14 protein-coding genes and 1 riboswitch are annotated in these 17461 nt (G+C 72.4%); of the genes, 7 read left to right on the top strand and 7 right to left on the bottom strand.

All coding sequences use genetic code 11. The features are described 5' to 3' along the window. The first annotated feature begins 175 nt into the window (after positions 1-175). The 3 genes from ACQPWW_RS01730 to ACQPWW_RS01720 all read left to right on the top strand — a co-directional run bounded on the left by ACQPWW_RS01730 (position 176) and on the right by ACQPWW_RS01720 (position 2711). Positions 176-1102: an ABC transporter ATP-binding protein gene (locus tag ACQPWW_RS01730; RefSeq protein WP_433128445.1), complete on the top strand. Its 927-nt coding sequence runs from the start codon at positions 176-178 to the stop codon at positions 1100-1102. 10 nt (positions 1103-1112) lie between these two features. Continuing rightward, a complete protein-coding gene (locus ACQPWW_RS01725; RefSeq protein ID WP_433128443.1) occupies positions 1113-1850 on the top strand; it encodes an ABC transporter permease in 738 nt (245 codons plus the stop codon). A gap of 96 nt (positions 1851-1946) precedes the next feature. Continuing rightward, positions 1947-2711, top strand: coding sequence for a VOC family protein (locus ACQPWW_RS01720; protein ID WP_433128441.1), 765 nt, complete (start codon positions 1947-1949; stop codon positions 2709-2711). A 76-nt stretch (positions 2712-2787) separates the two neighbouring features. Here ACQPWW_RS01720 and ACQPWW_RS01715 read toward each other — a convergent pair whose 3' ends face one another. From ACQPWW_RS01715 to ACQPWW_RS01700, 4 genes are all read right to left on the bottom strand, one after another. Then, positions 2788-3627, bottom strand: a complete 840-nt coding sequence (locus tag ACQPWW_RS01715) for an ABC transporter ATP-binding protein (protein WP_433128439.1) — start codon at positions 3625-3627, stop codon at positions 2788-2790. After that, a complete protein-coding gene (locus tag ACQPWW_RS01710; protein ID WP_433134070.1) occupies positions 3624-4652 on the bottom strand; it encodes a FecCD family ABC transporter permease in 1029 nt (342 codons plus the stop codon). Before ACQPWW_RS01710 ends, ACQPWW_RS01715 begins: the two co-directional genes overlap by 4 nt. Before the next feature lie 115 nt (positions 4653-4767). After that, entirely contained in the window at positions 4768-5697 is a 930-nt protein-coding gene (locus tag ACQPWW_RS01705) for an ABC transporter substrate-binding protein (protein ID WP_433128437.1), read from the bottom strand. Positions 5698-5809: 112 nt separating this feature from the next. Further along, a riboswitch (cobalamin riboswitch) is annotated at positions 5810-5875 on the bottom strand. A gap of 177 nt (positions 5876-6052) precedes the next feature. Then, the gene (locus ACQPWW_RS01700; RefSeq protein WP_433128435.1) at positions 6053-7930 is read right to left on the bottom strand and encodes a M14 family zinc carboxypeptidase; all 1878 of its coding nucleotides are present in this window, start codon (positions 7928-7930) and stop codon (positions 6053-6055) included. Between the two features lie 211 nt (positions 7931-8141). Here ACQPWW_RS01700 and ACQPWW_RS01695 point away from each other — a divergent pair, with 211 nt between their 5' ends. Beyond that, the gene (locus ACQPWW_RS01695; RefSeq protein WP_433128433.1) at positions 8142-9479 is read left to right on the top strand and encodes a C39 family peptidase; all 1338 of its coding nucleotides are present in this window, start codon (positions 8142-8144) and stop codon (positions 9477-9479) included. Between the two features lie 64 nt (positions 9480-9543). Here ACQPWW_RS01695 and ACQPWW_RS01690 read toward each other — a convergent pair whose 3' ends face one another. From ACQPWW_RS01690 to mqnE, 3 genes are all read right to left on the bottom strand, one after another. Continuing rightward, the gene (locus tag ACQPWW_RS01690) at positions 9544-9834 is read right to left on the bottom strand and encodes a DUF4229 domain-containing protein (RefSeq protein WP_433128431.1); all 291 of its coding nucleotides are present in this window, start codon (positions 9832-9834) and stop codon (positions 9544-9546) included. Positions 9835-9907: 73 nt separating this feature from the next. After that, positions 9908-10345 carry a hypothetical protein gene (locus tag ACQPWW_RS01685; protein WP_433128429.1) on the bottom strand — a complete coding sequence of 146 codons (438 nt, stop codon included), beginning with the start codon at positions 10343-10345 and terminating at the stop codon, positions 9908-9910. A gap of 23 nt (positions 10346-10368) precedes the next feature. Further along, positions 10369-11538: an aminofutalosine synthase MqnE gene (gene mqnE, locus ACQPWW_RS01680; RefSeq protein WP_091395685.1), complete on the bottom strand. Its 1170-nt coding sequence runs from the start codon at positions 11536-11538 to the stop codon at positions 10369-10371. A gap of 238 nt (positions 11539-11776) precedes the next feature. On the opposite strand from mqnE, the gene ACQPWW_RS01675 reads away from it, so the two are divergent. From ACQPWW_RS01675 to ACQPWW_RS01665, 3 genes are all read left to right on the top strand, one after another. Then, a complete protein-coding gene (locus ACQPWW_RS01675) occupies positions 11777-13345 on the top strand; it encodes an NlpC/P60 family protein (RefSeq protein ID WP_433128427.1) in 1569 nt (522 codons plus the stop codon). A 96-nt stretch (positions 13346-13441) separates the two neighbouring features. After that, positions 13442-15187 (top strand): hypothetical protein, encoded by a 1746-nt coding sequence (locus ACQPWW_RS01670; RefSeq protein ID WP_433128425.1) that lies wholly within the window; start codon positions 13442-13444, stop codon positions 15185-15187. Positions 15188-15383: 196 nt separating this feature from the next. Then, positions 15384-17399 carry a DEAD/DEAH box helicase gene (locus ACQPWW_RS01665; protein WP_433128423.1) on the top strand — a complete coding sequence of 672 codons (2016 nt, stop codon included), beginning with the start codon at positions 15384-15386 and terminating at the stop codon, positions 17397-17399. Positions 17400-17461: the final 62 nt, after the last annotated feature.

The raw sequence follows: 17461 nt of genomic DNA, 5'->3' as shown, positions 1-17461 counted from the left end.
TCCCACCATAGGCACTGCCCACGCGACCGGTGGCCCCGCCCGCGACGTCGGGGGTCACCGAGCTTTGACTTTGCGTCATAGGGTTCGTGCGGGAACCCGATGACGGTCTGCCTCCCACGACGCCGCCGGGGGCAGCGCGCGCCCCGCTCGACCCCACCCCGTCGAAGGAGCAGTCATGACCCTCGTCCGCGCCGACCAGGCCAGCCGCCGGTACGGCGACGTCCTCGCCCTCGACCGCGTCGACCTGGACGTCCGGGCCGGCGAGCTGGTCGGCCTGCTCGGGCCGAACGGCGCCGGCAAGAGCACCCTGATGAACCTGCTTGTCGGCCTGCGCCGCCCCACCTCCGGGCGGGTCGAGCTGTTCGGCCAGGACCCCCGCGACCCGGCGAGCCGCCGGCAGATCGGGGTCACCCCGCAGGAGACCGGCCTGCCGGGCACGCTGCGGGTCGGCGAGGTCGTCGACTTCGTCTCGGCGCACTACCCGGACCCGGTGCCCCGCGGTGAGCTGCTCGACAGCTTCGGCCTTGGCGATCTCGCCAAACGGCAGACCGGTGGGCTGTCCGGTGGGCAGCGCCGCCGGCTGGCGGTGGCGCTGGCGTTCGTCGGCCGACCCCGTCTGGTCCTCCTCGACGAACCGACCACCGGCCTGGACGTGGCCGCCCGGCACACCCTGTGGGAGGCGATCCGCGCGTTCCACGCCGACGGCGGCACCGTGTTGTTGAGCAGCCACTACCTGGAGGAGGTGGAGGCGCTGGCACATCGGGTGGTCGTCATCGGGCAGGGCCGGGTGCTCGCCGACGACACAGTGGACGCGGTGCGGGGCATCGTCGGCGTACGCCGGGTCAGCCTGGTCACCGACGACCTCCCCGACCTGCCCGGGGTCGTTCGCAGTGAACGGATCGACGGGCGGCTGCACCTGCTCACCACCGACGCCGACGAGTTGGTCCGCGCGTTGGTCACGGCCGGGACCCCCTTCAGCGACCTGGAGGTACGGCCGACCTCGCTGGAGGAGGCGTTCCTGGCCATCACCGGCGGCGGGGACGCGCCCGGCGGGGACCGGCCCGCCACCGCCGCTGCCGGCGGCCGATCCACCACCGCCTGAGGAGGCCACCGTGCAGCTCGCCCTGGTTCACGCCCGCTACCAACTCCTGGAGATCATCCGGATTCCGGTGGCCGTCTTCGGCAGCGCCTTCTTCCCCGCCGCCGCCATGATCTTCTTCGTGGTGCCGTTCGCCGGCGACGACTCGGCCGGCGCGACCTTCGCCACCGCGTCGATGGTCACCTTCTCGGTGATGAGCGCCAACATCTTTCAGTACGGGGTCGGCGTCGCGGAGGACCGCGACCAGCCGTGGAACCCGTACACCCGGACCCTGCCGGCCGGGCCGGCGCCCCGCTTCGCGGGCCGGGTGCTGGCCGGGCTGGCGCTGACGTACCTCTCGCTGATCCCGGTCGTGGTCATCGGCGCAACGCTCACCGCGGCCCGGGTCACCCCGGCGGCGTTCCTGCTGACCGCCGTCACGGTGGCCGTCATCTCGGTGCCGTTCACGCTGATGGGGTTGGCCATCGGCTACTCGCTGCCCAGCAAGGCCGCGATCGTGGTGGCCCAGGTGGTCTTCCTGCCGCTCGCGTTCGGCGGCGGGCTGCTCTCCGCGCCGGGAGAGGCGCCCGGGTTCATCGAGACGATCGCACCGTTCCTGCCCACCCGGGGCGCGGCCGAACTGATGTGGTCGGCGGTCGGTGACTACGCCGTCGAGCCGCTGGCACTGATCATGCTCGGCGTCTGGGTGGTGCTGCTCGCCGCGCTCGCCGGTTGGGCCTACCGACGGGACGAGGGTCGCCGGTTCAGCTGACGATTCGTCCGTTTCCGCCCCGCGCCGCAGCGGGACGGTGCCAGGATTCCGGCAGGGGGCCGCCGTGGCCGCCCGGGCCGAGAGGGGTCTTTGACCGTGAGCACCGTCCCGCCGGGCACGCCCTGCTGGGCCGACCTGGCCACCCCGGACCTGACCGACGCGCGGCGCTTCTACCCCGAGCTGTTCGGATGGACCGGTCGGGTCACCCCGGAGCCCGAGGCGGGCGGCTACACGGTCTTCCTGCTCGACGGCAGACCGGTGGCCGGGGCCGGACCGCCGGCGATCCCGGACCAGGTCCCCATCTGGTCGACGTACGTCGCCACCGACGACGCGGAACTGGTCGCCGGCCGGGTCGAACGGGCCGGCGGGCAGGTGGTGGTGCCGCCGTTCGAGGTCTTCGACCGGGGCTGGATGGCGGTCTTCGCCGACCCGGCGGGTGCCTCGTTCAGCGTCTGGCAGCCGCTGACGATGGCCGGCGCCGAGGTGTTCAACGTGCCGGGCGCGATGAGCTGGAACGAGCTTGTCACCCCCGACCCCGAGGGCGCGAAGGTCTTCTACGAGCTGGTGTTCGGCTGGCAGCCCGACGACCAGGCGGTGGGCGGGATGACGTACACCGGGTGGCGGCTCGGGACGCAGATCGTCGCCGGGATGATGCCGCCGCTGGCCGACGACTTCCCGGCCGACCTCCCCGCGTACTGGACGGTGTACTTCGCGGTGACCGACGCCGACGCCGCCGCGGCCCGCGCCGCCGAGCTGGGCGGGACGATCCTCGTCCCGCCCCGCGACATCCCGGCGGGCCGGTTCGCGGCACTCCGCGACCCCCAGGGCGCCCTCTTCTCCGTCATCGACCTGGGCCCCTGACCCGGACCGGCCCCGCGCACCGCCCGCGACCCGCCACGATCGCGCCGGGTCCCGGCTGTGGTGTGCCTGGCCGGTCTCACAGGTCCGCGCGGGGACGCACCGGGACCACCAGGGGGCCGTGTTCGCCGGGGACGACCCGCACGCTGGCCCGGTAGTGGGTGGCGAGCAGGTGCTCGGTCAGCACCTCGGCCGGGGTTCCGGCGGCCACCACCTGGCCGCCGGCGAGCATGACCATCCGGTCGGCGTACTCGCCGGCCAGGGAGAGGTCGTGCATCGTGGCGAGGACGGTCAGGCGGTGCTCGCGGCGCAGCTGGTCGACAAGCTCCAGCACCTCCTGCTGGTGACCGATGTCGAGCGCGCTGGTCGGCTCGTCGAGCAGCAGCAGCGTCGCGCCCTGGGCGAGCGCGCGGGCGAGGAACACCCGCTGCCGTTCGCCCCCGGAGAGGGTGGCGAGTTCGCGGCGTTGGAAGCCGGTGAGGTCCAACCGCCTCAGCACGTCGTACGCGGCGTCGACGTCGGCTGTCGACTCCCGGCCCAGCGCCGGGATGTACGGGGTGCGCCCGAGCAGCACGTAGTCCAGCACCGACATGCCGGGCGGTACCACCGGGGACTGCGCGACAGTGGCCACCACCCGGGCGCGGTCCCGGCGGCGCAGCGCGGCGCTCGCCGTACCGAACAGGGTGATCGCCCCCGGCGCGGGCAGCAGGCCGCCGACGGCGCGCAACAGTGTCGACTTGCCGGCACCGTTCGGGCCGATCACGGTGACCCATTCGCCGACGGCGACGGTGAGGTCGACGCCGGTCAGGATCGGTGTGCCGTCCAGGCTGACGTGCAGCTCGCGTACCTCGACGGCCGGCACGACGGGGTCGACCGACCGAGTGCCGGCGGACGGGCCGGCGGTGGGTTCGGGACTCATGTGAGCGCCCGGCGGGCGGTTCGCAGCACGAGCACGAAGAACGGGCCGCCCAGCAGGGCGGTCACCACTCCGATCGGCACCTCGGAGGGAGCCGCGGCGGTGCGGGCCACCACGTCGGTAAGCGCCAGGAACGCGCCGCCGAACAGCAGCGACATCGGCAGGATCACCCGGTAGCTCGATCCGGCGAGCAGCCGGACGGTGTGCGGCACGATGATGCCGACGAAGCCGATCAGGCCGGTCGCGGAGACCGCCGCCGCGGTGCCCAGGGAGGCGGCGGCGATCAGCAGGTACCGGGTGCGCTGCGGGTGCAGGCCCAGACTCCTCGCCTCGTCGTCGCCGACCGCGAGGACGTCCAGCTCGCGGCGGTGCAGCAGCACCACCACTGTGGTCAGCGCGGCGTACGGCAACACCAGCAGCACGTCGTGCCAACCGGCGGTGGCCAACCGACCGAGCAGCCAGGAGTAGACCGGCTGGATGCTGTCGGAGTGTCGTTGCAGCAGGTACGTCTGCCCGGCGGAGAGGAACGCGGAGACCGCCACCCCGGCCAGGATCAGCATCGCGGGCGAGCCGCCCCGCCCGCCGGCCGCGCCGAGCACGTACGTCATGGTGACGGCCAGCAGCGAGCCGGCGAACGCGGCCAACGGGATGGTCATCGGCAGCCCGGAGATCGCGCCCTGCCGGCCGGCGCCGCCGAGGGCGATCGCCGCGGTGACCGCGAGGCCGGCGCCCGCTGCCACACCGAGCAGGTACGGGTCGGCCAGCGGGTTGCGGAACACACCCTGGTAACACCCGCCGGCCATGGCGAGCAGGCCGCCGACGAGCAGGCCCAGCACCACCCGGGGCAGCCGCAGCTCGGTGACGATCGCGATCTCCCGCTCGGTCAGCCCGCTGTCGAGGCGTACGCCCGGGATGAGGTTGAGCAGCTCGGCGGCGACGCTGCCCGGAGGCAGGCTCACCGGGCCGAGCGACACCCCGACGACGAGCGCGACGAGCACCGCGACCACCCCGGCGACCAGCCAGCGCATCCGCAGCCCGGCGGGCCGGGCTGCGGATGGCTGCTCGGCGGGCCGGGCCACGGACAGCTGCGCGGTTGGTGCCGGTTCGGGCACCTGTCGTGACCCGCTCACTTGTCCGCGACGGTCACGCGGGCACCTTGGCGACCGCGTCGATGATCACCCGGAGCAGGTCCACGACGCGCGGGCCCCACCGGGAGGCGATGTCGTCGTCCAGTGCGACCACCTGGTTGTTCTTGACCGCGGTGAGGCCGGCCCAGCCGCTGCGGGCCTTGACCGTGTCGGCGTTCTGCTGGCAGCACTTGGCGTCGGCCAGGAAGACGAAGTCCGGGTCGGCCTTGACGATGAACTCCTGGGACAGCTGCGGGTAGCCGGCGTTCTTGCCGTCCGCGTCGGCCGGGTCGGCGATGTTGGTCAGCCCGACCTGGCTGTAGAGCGAGCCGATGAAGGTGTTGCTCGTCGCGCTGTACAGCTCCGGGCCCAGCTCGTGGAAGTAGGTGAGCTTCTCGGCACGCTGCGGCAGGTCCTTGACCAGCTTGGCGATGTCGTCCCTCATCCGGGTGGTGACGTCGCTGGCCTGGTCGGCGTGCCCGGTCAGCGTGCCCAGCTCGTTGATCTGCCGGTACGAGTCGTCGAGCGTGGTCGCCGCCGGCGTCAGGTAGACCGGGATCTTCAGCTTGGCGAGCTGGTCGACGATCTTGTTGCGGTCGTCGGAGAGCACCACGAGGTCCGGGTTCTTCCCGGCGATCGCCTCGGCGTTCGGCTGGAAGGCCGAGAGGTCGGTCTTCGGCGCGTCGGCCGGGTAGTTCGACTGGTCGTCGACGGCGGTGACCTGCGGACCGGCGCCGATCGCGAAGAGCATCTCGGTGGCGGTGGGCGACAGCGCGACGATCTTCTCGGGGCGCTTGTCGAGAGTGAGCGCGCCGACAGTGACCGGGTACGCGGCCGCCGCGGTGCCGGCACTGGGCTTGTCGTCGGCCTTCTCGGCGCAGGCGCCGAGGGCGAGCGCGGCGACCGCGAGGGTCGCGGCGAAGAGCCGAGGGGTACGTCTGAACATGGGGGCCTCCTGTCGGTCGAGGAGTGTGGTGCTTCGCCGACAGGGACTTTCGTACGCCCGCCCACGAGGCGCCCTTCCTCGAGAGCGCGTATCGCGACCGATCCGTAGGCGACCTGGCTCGTCCCCACCGGCCGGTGGGGCATCACAGTTGCGGGACAGCGCCGGATTTCGCACCGGCTTCGCTGCGGACTGGTCGGTAAGACGGTAGCGCACCGCCGGGACGTGCCGGATCGATCAAGGGCTGATCGCCGCTCGTCGATCGGTCGGGCAGCCACAGGGAGGCATATGTCCCGGATCTGGAGGCTCGGGAGCGGGTGGTGGGGCCCCGTCGGGGGCGGGACGGGGCCCCACCCGATCAGGAGGACGTGATGGTGACGTTGTCCACAGCGGCCTCCACGAGGCTGGCTCCGGAGGCGTCCGCCGCCTCGACGAGGATGCGGACCGACTGGCCGGCGTACGGGCTGAGGTTGAGGTTCGCCACCGCCCAACTACCGTTGCGGTTGGCCGCCGCGCCGGCCTGGGTGAGCAGCGCGGTCGTGCCGCCGTTGTGCACCACGCTCACCCGCAGGTAGTCCGCCGACGAGGCGTTCGACCCGTGCGCCAGGTACCAGGCCAGCGAGAGGGTCAGCGTGCCGGACGACGGCAGGGTCACCGCCGGGGACCGGGCGCTGGACACCCCACCGTCGAGGTCGTAGTCACCGGCGGCCGAGCCGGCGAGCCGGCCGGTGACCAGGTCGTTTGATCCGGCGTACGGGGTGAGCTGCTTGGCGCCGGAGGACGTGGTCGCCTGGGCGGCACCCCGTTCCCAGGCTCCGAGGGTGGCGGTGTCGGTGCCGGCCGGGTTGGTGGTCCACCCGGTGGCGGTCTCGAAGGTGTCCGACCAGACAGTGGTGCCGCCACCACCGCCGCAGTACTGCGACTGCTTACCGATGGCCCGGTACGGGCAGTCGGCGTACTCGCTGAGCAGCAGCACGGCCTCGCGGTTACGGGTCGTCTCCGCGGTGATCACCTCGTCGGGCGGGTAGAAACCGCCGCCGCCGGACGAGCCGGGGTACATCTCGAAGGTGTACGCCCAGATGTTGTGGGTGGCCCACATCCAGTCGAGGCTGTCCCCGTCGGTGATGTAGAGGTCGCTGGACTGCTCCGGGGTGTAGTTGTTGGTGGCCGCCATCTGCTGACCGATGGTGGCGAAGGTGTTGTACTGGTCGGCGCTCATCCCGGTCGCGGTGTTCGCGGTGGTGTAGCCGTACGGCCAGAGCACCAACTGCGAGTACGTGTGGAAGTCGATGTTCGCCTTGATCTGCTGCACGCCGCCGACCACCCGGCCGTTGACGAAGTTGCGCAGCGCCTGCGTCTCGGGGGCGGAGAACGCCGACGGACCGCGGTAGGTCTCCGACGAGGTGGTGCCGGACGAGCCGCCGCAGCAGCCCCAGTTGTAGCCCCAGTTGCGGTTCAGGTCGGTGCCGACGTTCGACGAACCGCTGTTGGGCTGCCGGTTCTTGCGCCAGGACCGGTACGACCCGGTGGCGATGTCGTATTCGCTGCCGTCCGGGTTGACCGTCGGCACGATCCAGATCTCGCGGCTGTTGACGATGCCTGTGATCCGGGAGTCGTTGCCGTAGCTGTCGGTGAAGAGGTTGAGCAGGTAGATCGCCATCTCGACGGTCAGGTGCTCGCGGGCGTGCTGCTGGGAGTTGAACAGGATCTCCGGCTCGCTCTCGTCGGTGCCGACGTTGTCGGAGATCTTCACCGCCATCAGGTCGCGGCCCTCGTACGACGACCCGATGCTGATCTTGCGGGCGATCGCCGGGTGGTCGGCGACGACCTGGTTCACGACGGCGGTCAGTTCCGCGTAGTCGTGGTAGTTGGAGTCGGCGGGCGGGAAGGCCAGGGTGCCGATCTCGCCGGCGCCGCGTTCGGCGTTGGGCGGTGGGGCGAGCGGTTCCAGTCGGAAGCCGAGCTTGCCGATCGCGGCGGCCTCGCCGGCGGTCGCCGAGATGTGCAGGACTCCGTGTTCGGAGTAGTCGATGGCGGCTCCGGTGCGGGCCACCGCGTTGCGGTCGGCGAGGGTCCGGGGCCCGAGCACCCGGTAGCCGGCGGCGGCCGACTCGGTGGTGCGGTCCGGCGCCGGTCGGGCGGCGACCGGACCGGCGGCGACGGTGACGATGCCCAGCCCGGTGACGACGGCGAGCACCAGGACGCGGCGGAGAGGGATGGGCGTGCGGAGGGCCATGGACTACCTCCTCGATGGGCGGGAGATCCCGCTCGGTGAAGGACACTTCACCATCTGTCACATGGTCATATCAATATTGATCGTTACCTGGTCCATCCCAGGCGGATCATCGCGGCGGCAATGATTTTCCATACGTCAACATCTGGCGAAACTTCCTTCCAAGCGGAAAACTGACCAGCGACGATGCCCCTCTCGACACCGCGGAGCACTCATGGCCAGATCCCGCCTACGCGCGGGCGCCCTCGCCGGCGTCACCGCGCTCACCCTGCTCGCCACCACCGCGCCCGCGATGGCAGGCCGCCCACCCGCCACCGGTCACGACGAGCAGATCACCTTCCAGGACTGGTCCGGGCCCGCCGACTGGGACCGGGGCAGCCGGGCCGGCACCCGCGTGGCGCCCGGCGTCGGAGCGGGCCTCACCCTGGCCCGCCCGGCCGGCACCACCGAGTACGCCGACCCCCACACCGGCACCACCCGCACCTGGGAGTACGGCACCTGGACCTCACCGGTGACCCGGATCGGGTTCGACGCCACCGAACTGATCGCCTCGTGGAACGCGGAGACCCCCGCCGGCACCTGGATCCAGGTGGAGATGCAGGGCAGCTACACAAGCGGCGACCAGACCCCGTGGTACGTCATGGGTCGCTGGGCGTCCGGCGACACCGACATCAAGCGGACCAGCGTCGAACCGCAGGGCGACCCCTGGTCGACGATCTGGACCGACACCTTCAGCATCGACGACGCCACCGCCGGGGTGCTGCTGCGGTCCTACCAGCTCCGGCTGACCCTCTACCGGGCACCCGGGCAGGCCGCCGCGCCGGTGGTCCGGATGGTCGGCGCGATGAGTTCGACAGTGCCGGACCGCTTCACCGTGCCGCCGAGCGCCGGGCACATCGCCTGGGGCGTCGAGCTGCCGGTGCCGCGCTACTCGCAGAACGTGCACGCCGGGCACTACCCCGAGTACGACGGCGGCGGCGAGGCGTGGTGCTCGCCCACCTCCACCGAGATGGTGGTCGAGTACTGGGGTCGCAAGCCGTCGGCGGCCGACACCTCCTGGGTAGACCCGACCTACCCGGATCCGACGGTCAACCACGCCGCCCGGATGACCTTCGACTACGCGTACGACGGGGCCGGCAACTGGCCGTTCAACACCGCGTACGCGGCCAGCTTCCCCGGGCTGGAGGGGCGGGTGACCCGGCTGCACTCACTGGATGAGCTGGAGCGTTTCATCGCCGCCGGCATCCCCGTCGTGACCAGCCAGTCCTTCCTCGCCAGTGAGCTGGACGGGGCGAACTACGGCACCTCCGGGCACCTCTTCGTGGTGGTCGGCTTCACCGCCGACGGCGACGTGATCGTCAACGACCCGGCCTCGTCCAGCGACGAGGTGGTGCGCAACGTCTACAAGCGCGAGCAGTTCGAGCAGATCTGGCAGCGGACCAAGCGCATCAACGCCAGCGGGGGCGTCTCCGGCGGCACCGGCGGCGTCGCGTACCTGATCAAGCCGCTCGACAGGCCCTGGCCCAAGGTCCCCAACTCCACCAACTGGTGACCGCAATCGAGTGATCAAGGGGTTTGCGTCGCCGGACCGGTTGTCGGTGACGCAAACCCCCTGATCACCGCGCGGTGTCCGGGCCCTCCGTGGAGGTCGTCGAGTTCGGGTCGTCATCGCCGGCCAGGGCGGAGCGGAGGCGTTCCTTCTCCGTCCGGCGACGCTCGGTGGCGTCGGCCATCTCCCCCGCCAGCTCGTCGCGCCAGCCGCGGAGCAGGAAGAAGGAGAGCGCGGCGGAGAAGACCAACGCCAACATCAGCTTCAGGAACACGTTCATGTCGACCAGCCAGAGGCCCGCCAGCACGGCGACGAACAGCCCGATCCGGCCCAGCGTGTACTTGAGCGCGGCGCTCACCTGCACCACTCCGTTCTCTCCGTCGCCCGCCGGTGCCGGCGGGACAGTCGATCCGCCCGGCGGGCGGTCCCGGTCAACCGGTCCGGCGGGTCAACCAGCGCACGCCCGGGAACCAGATCATCGCGTACGCCACAGTGAACGCCCCCGCCGCCAACGTCCCGGAGAGCAACGTCGGCAGGTCGGCGCCCAGACCCGCGACCAGCAGCCCGACGACCACCCCGACGGCGGCGGCGACCACGGCCGCCACCACCCGGGCCGCGCCGAACTCCCAGGCCCGAAAATCGTCCCAGAACAGCCAGGCCGGCAGGATCACGGCCAGCCACCCGTTGGTGTACCCGAAGTCGCCGGCGCCGATCGAGGCGAACGCCCAGTCGAACAGCACCAACGCCAGCGCACCGATCACCAGACCGGCCAGGCACACCCCGAGCAGATCACCCAGGGTACGAACGCGCCCCTCGGCGTCCCGGCGGGGAAACCCGCCCTGCTGCTCGGCACCACTCTTCTCGGTCATCGACTGCGAGGGTACGTGGCGGCTCAGGCCCAGACCTGCTGCGGCTCGGCGCGACGCTCGGCCAGCGACGGGGCCTTGTCGTACTCGCGCACCACGTTGTAGCGGGTGTCCCGCTCCACCGGCTGGAAACCGGCGTCCCAGATCAGGTGCAGCAGGTCGTCGCGGTGCATCGTGTTCGGGGTGCCGTACGAGTCGGCGTCGTGCGTGATCTTGTATTCGACGACCGAGCCGTCCAGGTCGTCCACGCCGAAGTTCAGCGAGAGCTGGGCCACCGACAGCCCGTGCATCACCCAGAAGTTCTTCAGGTGCGGCACGTTGTCGAAGAGCAGCCGGGAGACGGCGAACGTCTTCAGCGACTCGGCCGGCGAGGCCATCGTGGTGCGCGCCTGGATCCGGTTACGGATCTTGCCGTCCGCCGAGTCCACGAAGTCGTGCTGGTAGCGCAGCGGGATGAAGACCGCGAAGCCACCCGTCTCGTCCTGCAACTCCCGCAGCCGCAGCACGTGGTCGACCCGGTGCCGGGGCTCCTCGATGTGGCCGTACAGCATGGTGGCCGGGGTCTTCATGCCCTTGCTGTGCGCCAGGGCGTGGATGCGCGACCAGTCTTCCCAGTGGCAGGCGTGGTCCACGATGTGCTGGCGGACCTCCCAGTCGAAGATCTCCGCGCCACCGCCGGTCAGCGACTCCAGGCCGGCGTCCATCAGCTCGTCGAGGATCTCGTCGGCGCTCAGGCCGCTGATCTTCTCGAACCACTGCACCTCGGTCGCCGTGAAGCACTTGAGCTTGACGTTCGGCAGCGCCGCCTTCAGCTCACGCAGCACCTTCGGGTAGTAGCGCCAGGGCAGCGTGGGGTGCAGGCCGTTGACGATGTGCAACTCGGTGAGCTGCTCATCCTCCATCTCCTTGGCCTTGCGGACCGCCTCGTCGATGCGCATCGTGTACGCGTCCTTCTCGCCCGGCTTGCGCTGGAACGAGCAGTACGCACAGGACGCCGAGCAGACGTTCGTCAGGTTGAGGTGCCGGTTGACGTTGAACATCACCCGCTCGCCGTTCAGCTCGGTGCGCTTGTGGTGGGCGAGCCGCCCCAACCAGGTCAGGTCGTCGCTCTCGTAGAGGGCGACCCCGTCCTCGCGGGTCAGCCGCTCACCGGCGTACACCTTCGCTTCGAGCTCACGCTTGAGTCCGGCGTCCATGGCACGTCCCTTCCACCTGCGGTCCGATCGAGCGTACGTCGAGGGGCCGACCACCGCGGCGGCACGGTCGGTGACAGCGACCCACTTCACCAGACTCTCAGCCTCCCGTAACCCGTCAACGCATCGACATGAGTGGCGAGGTGCGGTAGTAACAAGGTGGGGCGGAACACACACACTGGTACCGTCCCGACGGTCGCGCCCACCGAGCGCGGCGACGAGCGGTTGAACGGGGAGCGGAATGGTCTACAGCGGGCGCGGGCGACGGCAGCGACGACGGAGCCCGGTGATCTCGCCGGTCCTGCGTCCGAAGCTCTGGGCCGCCCTGCTCGGCGCGATCGCCGCCGCCGTGCTGGCCACCCCCGCCTACGCCGATCCGCCGGTGCCCACGACCGTGCCGGACACCGGCGCCCGCCCGCCGGCGATCGGCGCGCCCCAACTGCCCGGCGCTCCGCCCTTCGGCGGCGTCCCGTCGCCACCGGTGGGCGCCATCGGCAACGGCCCGCTGGCCGCGCAGATCTACGCCGCCGAGACCCAGGTCGGCACGCTCGGCGAGGCGCTTCTGCAGAGTCGGCAGAAACGCACCGACGCCCAGGCCCAGCTCGAGGCCGCCGGCAAGGTGCTCGCGACAACGCAGGACGCCCTGCTCCGGGCCCAGCAGGAGGCCGACGCGGCCGCCGCGGACGCCGTCAAGGCAGATGCCGCGCTGCCGCCCGGCGAGTTCGCCCAGGACCTCCGTGGGCTGAGCCGCCTGCAACAGATCACCCGCGGCGAGAAGGTCGACGGCGGCACCACCGGGGTGACCGGGGCGTTGGCGCGTGCCCGTGCCGACGAGCAGGCCGCCTACCAGAAGCACACCGAGGCCAAGGATCTGCTCGCCACCGCCCAGCGGGAGTTCACCGCGGGCGAGACGGCACTCCGCACCGCCGAGGCGAGCCTGCTCACGCTGCGCCGGAACAACGCCGAGCAGCTGATCGAGATCGAGCGCCAGCAGGAAGCCGCCGAGCAGCAGTACGGCGCCGGCTACGTCACCAACCAGAACATCAGCGGGATGGCCGCGCACCCCCGGGCGATGGCCGCGGTCCGGTACGCGCTGGCCCAGCTCGGTGACCCGTACAAGTGGTCCGAGGAGGGGCCGGACCGGTTCGACTGCTCCGGTCTGATGTGGGCGGCGTACCGCTCCCCGGGCGCCGACTACTTCGACCTGCCGCGGGTCTCCCGCGACCAGTACGCCGCCACCCGGAGCCGGACCGTTCCGCAGAGCGCGCTGCTCCCCGGCGACCTGCTCTTCTTCGCGTCCGGCAGCAGCTGGACGACGATCCACCACGTCGCCATGTACATCGGCAACGGCAAGATGGTGCAGGCACCCACCACCGGCGACGTCGTCAAGATCTCGGTGGTCAGCTGGACCCGGCTGTACGCCGCGACCCGGGTGATCGGCGCGGTGCCGGCACCGGTCGTGACCGTGCCGACGACCCCGCCGGTCACGCCGCCCACCGTCAAGCCCACGGCGAAGCCGACGCCCACTCCCAAGCCCACGCCGACCACGAAGCCGACGACCACCCCGTCGCCGACCGGGTCGGCCACCCCGACGCCCACCGGCGGCACGACCCCCACGCCCACGCCGACGCCCACGCCGACCGAGAGCGCCACACCGACCCCGACCAACACCCCGGACAGCACGCCGTCGACGCTGCCCCCGCCGCCCACCAGCGCCCCGAGCAGCGCCACCGCGACGTCCACACCGAAGGCCAGCACGAGCGTGACGGGCAGCGGCAGCTCGTCGGGCAGCCCCAGCACCGCTGGTTGATCCGCCACGACCCGCTCCGGCTGTCCGCTCGGGGAGATCTGTGGCACCGTGACAACCAGGCACATCCGACCCGACGTCTCGGGTCCGGGTGCGAGCATGGCGCGGAGGGCGGAGATGGCCGAGCAGAGTGATCCGGCGGAGACGGTCGACCCCGTGGTCGACAAAGCCGACCCGTCAGGGCCGGGCGCCGTCGCCACGGCGTCCACCACCGACACCTCCGCAGCGGCCCCTGCCGCCGGCCCGGCCACCACCGCCGAACCGGCGGCCACCGACACCGACCGGGCCACCGACACCGGCCCGGCCACCACCACGAGCCCGGCGGCCTCTGACAACGACCGGGCCACCGACACCGGCCCGGCCGCCACCGCCAGCCCGGCGGCGTCTGACATCGGCCCGGTTTCCGGCGTCGCCGGTGACGACGCCTCCGTCGACGCCGACCCCTCCGTCGACGCCGACGCTGCTCCCGGCGGGAGCGGCGTCGCCGCGGACGTTCCCGACCCGGACGGCGGGCCGCCGGCAGTCGCCCACGCCGGCGCCGACCAGCCCGCGCCCGCCGACGATCAGCCGGACCAGGCCGCCGCACCGGTGCGAGCCCGCGCCAGCGTCGCGACCGCCGGGGCTCTCCGCGGTGACCTGCCGGCCAGCGCCCCGGTCACCGCAACCACCTACCGCGCGACCGGTTCAGCCGGCGTCGCCGACGTCTCGCTGCCGGGGCAACGAAGCGGCTCTTCCGCGCCGGCTCGCGCGAGCGCCACGGTTCCCGGCAGCAGTCGGGCCACGCCCGGCGCCCTCGGCACTCCGGACGCCCGCGGCAGCGCGCCCGCCGTGTACCGGTCCGGGCCGGCGGGTCCCGAGCCAGCCGACCCGGAGCAGGCACCCGAGCCCGCCCAACCGTCGGCACCGGAGCCGGAGCCGACCCCCACGCCACCCGGCCCCGGGCCGACCCACCCGTCGCCAGCGGAACCGGAGCCCGCGCCAACCCCGGTGCCGTACCCTCCCGACCCGTCGCCGACGCCCCGACCCACGCCGCCACCCAGTCCGGTTCCACCCGTTCCGGGTCCACCCATCCCGCCGCCCCCGCCGATGCCGCCCATTCCGGGTCCGCCGGCACCGCCCATTCCGAGCCCGCCCGTGCCGCCACCCGCGCCGCCAGTGCCCGCGCCGCCAGGTCCGCCCGGACCGATGCCGGCGCCGCCGTTCCCGCCGCCGCCGGCGATGATCGACACGCCCGGCGTACGGGCCAGCGCGGCGGATTCCGCACCGCCAGCCGGGTGGTCGTCCGCCGCCGGAACGGCACGCTCGGCATCCGCCGACGGGTGGGCCGGTGCACCCGTCTCCGCGCCGCCGGTGGTGCCCGCGCCCGCCTTGCCGAGTTGGCCGCCGTCCACCGCCGGCGCTTCCCGATCGACCGGAAATGGCAGCGAGAGTTCGCGCGGGACCGCCGGCGCTTCCCGGTCGGCCAGGGATGGCAGCGGAAACTCGCGCGGGGCCGCGTCGACGGGCAAGCCTTCGGGTGGCTCGGCCGCCCAGGGCGCGGCCGGTGCCGGCGGAGGTCGGCAGGACGGCGGCTCTGACCTGGCCGGCACCGTCTACGGCAGCGGCGACGGGCCGGGCTTCACCACGATCGCGATCCGTGCCAACGCGGTGGAGAATTCCGGGTCGCTGACCGGGCACATCCTGGCCCAGGGCTGGTCGGACACGCCGGCCGAACGATCCCGGAACACCCGGGTGATGATCGTCCTGGCCGCCGCTCTGGGGCTGCTGGTGGCGATCAGCGTCATGGTCGTACTCCTCGCCGGTGACGCGCTGGACGGCCTGGTCGGCAACGTACTGAACGGGTGAGCCGCCGAGCGGGACGAGGGTGAGTCCGCCCACTACCGTCCGGCAACCGGCTGGCGGCTTCGCCGGATCGCCGTACACTGGCTGAGATCACTGACCCGGCGCGCGTGGTGTGCGCCCCTGGGCGATCTTGCGGGCGATCCGGCGGCACAGCCGCGGCAGGCCATCGCGAAGATGCGCCCCGCTCGAAAGGTTTTTGTTGACCACCTCTGCTGACCCCAGCACTGTTTCGTCCGTTTCCAACACCGCTCCGACCACCGACACCGCCCGGGAGCAGCTCGACGCCTCCCCGAGCGAGGTCGGCACCGCGCCGGCCGAGCCCGCCGCGACGGCGACCGCCGAACCGATCAGCTTCGCCTCCCTCGGCCTGCCCGAGCCGCTGGTGCGCGCGCTGGCCCAGCAGGGCATCACCAGCCCGTTCGAGATCCAGCGGGCCACCGTTCCGGACGCCCTGGCCGGCCGTGACGTGCTGGGCCGCGGGCAGACCGGTTCGGGCAAGACGCTGGCCTTCGGTCTGCCGATGATCGCCCGGCTGGCCAACCGCAACCGGGCCCGGCCGATGCGCCCGCGCGCCCTGGTCCTGGTCCCCACCCGCGAGCTGGCCATGCAGGTCAACGACGCGCTGGTGCCGCTGGGCAAGTCCGTCGGCATCTTCCTCAAGACCGCCGTCGGTGGTGTCCCGTACGACCGTCAGATCGACGCGCTGCGGCGCGGCGTGGAGATCATCGTGGCCACCCCGGGCCGGCTCGGCGACCTGATCGAGCGGGGCATCTGCCAGCTCGACGACGTCGAGGTCACGGTGCTCGACGAGGCCGACCAGATGGCCGACATGGGCTTCCTGCCCGAGGTGACCGACCTGCTGTCGAAGACGCCCGCGAACGGTCAGCGGCTGCTCTTCTCGGCCACTCTCGACGGTGACGTCGACGCGCTCGTCAAGCGGTTCATGACCGATCCGGTGACGCACTCCACGGCGCCGTCCACCGCGTCGGTATCCACAATGGATCACCACATGCTGTTGATTCCGCCGCACGAGAAGTTCCCGGTGGCGGCCTCGATCGCCGCCCGCGACGGCCGGACGATGGTCTTCGCCCGCACCCAGCTCGGTGTGGACCGGCTGGTCGAGCAACTCGCGGCGGTCGGCGTACGCGCCGGTGGGCTGCACGGCGGCAAGACCCAGCGGATGCGTACCAAGACGTTGGCCGAGTTCCGTGAGGGCCGGATGAACGTGCTGGTCGCCACGGATGTGGCGGCTCGGGGCATCCACGTCGACGGTGTCACCCTGGTGCTGCACGTCGATCCGCCGAAGGACCCCAAGGACTACCTGCACCGCGCGGGACGCACGGCCCGGGCGGGCGAGTCGGGCGCGGTCGCCACCCTGGTGCTGCCCAAGCAGCGCCGCACCACGCTGGCGATGATGGAGAAGGCCGGCGTCGCGCCGGCCGAGACCCGGGTGCGGGTCGGCGACGCGGCACTGGCCGAGCTGGTCGGCGCCCGCGAGCCCAGCGGGGTCCCGGTGCGCGTCGAGGCGGAGCCCCGGGGTTACGGCGACCGCTCCGGCGGCCCGCGCCGCTTCGACGACCGCTCCGGCGGCCCGCGTCGGTTCGGTGACCGCACGGGCGGCGAGCGCCGCTACGGCGACCGACCCACCGGCGAGCGCCGCTACGGCGACCGTCCGCAGGGCGACCGGCCGACCGGTGAGCGTCGCTTCGGCGACCGTCCGCAGGGTGACCGCCAGTACAGCGACCGGCCCACCGGCGAGCGCCGCTACGGCGACCGCTCGCAGGGTGACCGCCAGTACGGCGACCGGCAGCACAGCGACCGCCCGCAGGGCGAGCGGCGTTACGGCGACCGGCCCACCGGCGAGCGGGGTTTCGGCGACCGGCCGACCGGTGAACGGCGCTACGCCGATCGGGACGCCCGGGGTTACGGCGACCGGCCGCAGGGCGAGCGCCGCTTCGGTGACCGGCCGCAGTTCGGCGACCGCGACGGTCGTCCGACCGGTGAGCGGCGCTACGGCGACCGGCCGCAGGGTGACCGCCAGTACGGCGACCGGCCCACCGGTGAGCGTCGCTTCGGTGACCGCGACACTCGGGGTGGCTTCCGCCCCGAGAGCCGGGTTCGGGACGATCGTCCCCGCGACGACCGGCCGCGCGACGACCGCCCGCGTGACGACCGGCGCGGTTTCGGCGGGCGACCGCCGGCGCGTACCCACTGATCTGACTGTCCATCGAACGCCGCCGCGAAGCCCAGCCTTCGCGGCGGCGTTCGCGCATGCCC

It is taken from the genome of Micromonospora sp. CA-240977 (genome assembly GCF_050942285.1).
In the GTDB taxonomy this organism is placed as follows: domain Bacteria; phylum Actinomycetota; class Actinomycetes; order Mycobacteriales; family Micromonosporaceae; genus Micromonospora.
The sequence above is the reverse complement of the archived record's forward strand: the minus strand, read 5'-3'. Positions and strand labels throughout refer to the sequence as shown.

Bases quoted from the DNA above. Each gene is read 5' to 3' on its own strand.
- ACQPWW_RS01710 (WP_433134070.1), bottom strand. From the start codon at position 4,652: ATGCGCTGGCTGGTCGCCGGGGTGGTCGCGGTGCTCGTCGCGCTCGTC.
- mqnE (WP_091395685.1), bottom strand. From the start codon at position 11,538: ATGGACGCCGGACTCAAGCGTGAGCTCGAAGCGAAGGTGTACGCCGGT.
- ACQPWW_RS01700 (WP_433128435.1), bottom strand. From the start codon at position 7,930: ATGGCCCTCCGCACGCCCATCCCTCTCCGCCGCGTCCTGGTGCTCGCC.
- ACQPWW_RS01705 (WP_433128437.1), bottom strand. From the start codon at position 5,697: ATGTTCAGACGTACCCCTCGGCTCTTCGCCGCGACCCTCGCGGTCGCC.
- ACQPWW_RS01715 (WP_433128439.1), bottom strand. From the start codon at position 3,627: ATGAGTCCCGAACCCACCGCCGGCCCGTCCGCCGGCACTCGGTCGGTC.
- ACQPWW_RS01675 (WP_433128427.1), top strand. From the start codon at position 11,777: ATGGTCTACAGCGGGCGCGGGCGACGGCAGCGACGACGGAGCCCGGTG.
- ACQPWW_RS01730 (WP_433128445.1), top strand. From the start codon at position 176: ATGACCCTCGTCCGCGCCGACCAGGCCAGCCGCCGGTACGGCGACGTC.
- ACQPWW_RS01685 (WP_433128429.1), bottom strand. From the start codon at position 10,345: ATGACCGAGAAGAGTGGTGCCGAGCAGCAGGGCGGGTTTCCCCGCCGG.
- ACQPWW_RS01695 (WP_433128433.1), top strand. From the start codon at position 8,142: ATGGCCAGATCCCGCCTACGCGCGGGCGCCCTCGCCGGCGTCACCGCG.
- ACQPWW_RS01670 (WP_433128425.1), top strand. From the start codon at position 13,442: ATGGCGCGGAGGGCGGAGATGGCCGAGCAGAGTGATCCGGCGGAGACG.